This is a genomic window from [Flexibacter] sp. ATCC 35208 (assembly GCF_001975825.1).
In the GTDB taxonomy this organism is placed as follows: Bacteria; Bacteroidota; Bacteroidia; order Chitinophagales; family Chitinophagaceae; genus Chitinophaga.
The window spans coordinates 1-3,164 of sequence record NZ_MTKN01000154.1 but is presented as its reverse complement, the minus strand read 5'-3'; the positions used below and the strand labels follow the sequence as shown (position 1 = coordinate 3,164).

The following is a 3,164-nucleotide window of genomic DNA, read 5'->3' as shown; positions in this document are numbered from 1 at the left end:
AAAAGCGAGTTTCTTATTTATTATCAATCAACAATTCACTAAGACATTACAAATCACTTAACCCGGCAGCATTACCTGTCCCACTCAAACCGCTATAAATAATCACTCCCTTCGCATTACCATTCCTTGTAAAACCCCAACCCGGAGAGTTATAATTCGCCACACAGTTTGTAATAGTATGTGCAATGCTCTGACCAGAGCTACCTAACTTAAACCCATTACCATCACCATTAGAACCTTTACCATTATGCTCCGCAGTACAACCGCTGATCTTTACAGGAGCTGGATTACCATACAGATCCCATCCATCATCTGAATTGTAAGAAGCATAGCAACCAGTAAATGAATTACCAGTACCACTTGACAGCTTACATGCAAAGCCATCCGCATCTTCACCGCCTGCAGATACATCATAGTTCTGATTAGAATAACTATTATTAATACTTACATTATAGGCGCCATTGTACACCTGGATACCAGTATTCCCATTGTAATCAGAAGTGATGTTGTTCACGTAATTATTTCCTCCTGACTGGAATACGATACCGGAAGAGGGGCCGCCGGTAATGCGCATGTTCTGGATATTCCAATAGCTACCATTTACTTTCACAGCCCAACTACCAGCGCCGGCAGCATTAAGTGTTCCACCATAAATATTGATCTTGGAACTGGAAGTACCGCTATTGAGTAATTGTAGGGTACTGGTCAGGTTAATAGTGCCGCTGATGGCGATGACGTCACCTGCTTTAGCATTGGCTACAGCTGTTTTCAAAGCCGCTTCGGTTGTGACAGTAGTGGTAGCAGCAGCGGTTACTTCGCCGATTGCGGCAGTGGAAACAGGAGATGGCAGCTTCACCTGATCTTCGTTTTTGCTACAGCTGGTACATGCTAATACCAATAGGGCAATCATCAGATTGATCTTCATAACTAGGAAATAAGAGGTTAAGAAATGAGGGTATCTTAGCTGCGCAACTATGTCAATTTTACAATTAAATACAGGATAAATGAATAAGAGAGCGGGGATTTATTTACGCAATCGTTCCCGGCAACGATGGCGGATGTTGGGGCTGGTATTATTTGAGGGCAATAACAGGTCGATGCTGGTATTGCCCTCTATCAGAATTTATATTTTTATGGTGATCGTTATAAATACCAATTTCATTTTTTGTCTACATCCCCTTTCAAGGATACTTCAACTCCCCCCTCTCCTGCATATGCAAAATCTTCAACAACACGCCATTCGTCCAACCAAACCCATCCTGGTTCGGATACTCTCCTCCCCCACCAGCAAGCGTCGTATCCACTACATTATACTTCTCTAACAATTTTCCGGTCGCCCTAAAAGTCTTTATATTCAAATGCGACCATCTTGAAGCAATCTCTCCCGCCAATGAATCCTTATTATATTTCAGTAAACCTGCAATCGCCATCCAGTGCAATGGTGCCCATCCATTCGGCGCATCCCATTGCTGCCCTGTTTCTATAGGCGTTGCCACCAATCCACCAGGTTGCAAAAATTCCTCCTGCAATTCCCTCATCATCTTATCCGCCTGAGCCTGCGAAGCAATTCCAAAAAACAATGGATATATGCCCGCCAAACTTGGGATGCCCGTCTGAGCATTCTTCCTGAAATCATAATCCATGAACCATCCCTTGTTATCATCCCAGCAATATTTAATGATATCATCTGCTCTTTGTTTCGCCGCTTTTTCAAATTCTGCAGCTTTTGAAGTATTCCCTTTTTCACGATAAGCTGCTGCCAATGTCATTTCCAGGTGATACATTAAACAATTCAGATCCACAGGCACAATATCCGTCACATGAATCGTTTTCAACGAATGTCCATCTTCAAACCATCGGCTACTAAAATCCCAGCCGGTTTCAGCACCGGAGCGCAGCTCCCTGTAAACCGTTTCTTTGGATTTATTATTGAATGGTCGTTGTGCAGTCTGGATATCCTCCGTCCATGCTTCTTCCCGTGGCCATGTTCCTTTGTCAAAATACCTGTTCAACCTATGCCCGTCTGGAAGATATACCACATGTTCATCAGTTTCCTTTTGTGCGGAATGCATCCAGAAATCATATTCTTTCTGCAAAGCATCCAGGTAAAATGAAACGGGACGATTATCCAGTTCCAGCATCAATGAGAAGAAAGGTGGCTGTGAACGTGTCAGGTAATAGGTACGATTGCCATTGGGAATACTACCATGGTTCTCAATTAGCCATACAAAGTTTTGGATGATATTATCAATTTGTGCTGTATCACCGTCCTCTTTCAGACCGAGCATGGTGAAGTAACTATCCCAGTAATACACTTCCCTGAATCTTCCACCGGGTACAATGTACGGATGTGGCAAAGGGATGAGCGAGCCGCCCGTCTCCTGCTTATCAGGCGTTCGTTGCAACACCTTCCATAATGAACGGATATGGGCAGATACATCCTGTGTGGTATCAGTCACATAATTAGCCGCAGCGGGTACAGGAATTGTAAAATGGTCATTTACAAAATCCGCCAGCTGGAAGGAGGACTGTTGTTTTTGTCTTCTGTAAGAAGTCATTATCTCGCCGGGTGTCTTTTTCGGGATAGCATCTGCAAAGGTTTTGCTATCCGGGAAAATATGTGCTGATTGTACGTCTTCAAAAAGCCCTGGAAATAGCTGGACAGGAGACTCCTCTTTGGCAGTTGGTCTACAGGCTGCAAAGAGTACGATCAGGCAAATGACAGGTATTGTTCTCATACTGTTCTATTCAATTAATGACCCTGCTGCAATTCTCCTGCCACTTCTTCTATAAATAGTGGTGATGGTGGCTTTTGACTGTGCAGGAATATATGTGTACAAACCGCTATCGTCTATAGCGGGTTCTAATATTATTTCGTTTCGGTAGCAGGCCGGCGGATTTAATTATTTACCCTGCCACAACCCTTCTCACTATTCAACTTCTATTAAGGTGGCGATGCTATCTTTTGACCAGGCTGAAATATATGTGTACAAACCGCTATCGTCTATAGTGGGTTCTAATATTATTTCGTTTCGGTAGCAGGCCGGCGGATTTAATTATTTACCCTGCCACAACCCTTCTCACTATTCAATTTCTATTACGGTGGCGATGCTATCTTTTGACCAGGCTGAAATATATGTGTACAAACCGCTATCGTCTATAGT

The 3,164-nt window shown here is 43.3% G+C and carries 2 protein-coding genes; both read right to left on the bottom strand.

The window, feature by feature from the left end:
* Positions 1 to 46 precede the first annotated feature (46 nt).
* Positions 47 to 925, bottom strand: coding sequence for a right-handed parallel beta-helix repeat-containing protein (locus BW716_RS34685; protein WP_083729683.1), 879 nt, complete (start codon positions 923 to 925; stop codon positions 47 to 49).
* Positions 926 to 1,181: 256 nt separating this feature from the next.
* Entirely contained in the window at positions 1,182 to 2,738 is a 1,557-nt protein-coding gene (gene treF, locus BW716_RS34680; protein ID WP_083729682.1) for an alpha,alpha-trehalase TreF, read from the bottom strand.
* Between the last annotated feature and the right edge of the window lie 426 nt (positions 2,739 to 3,164).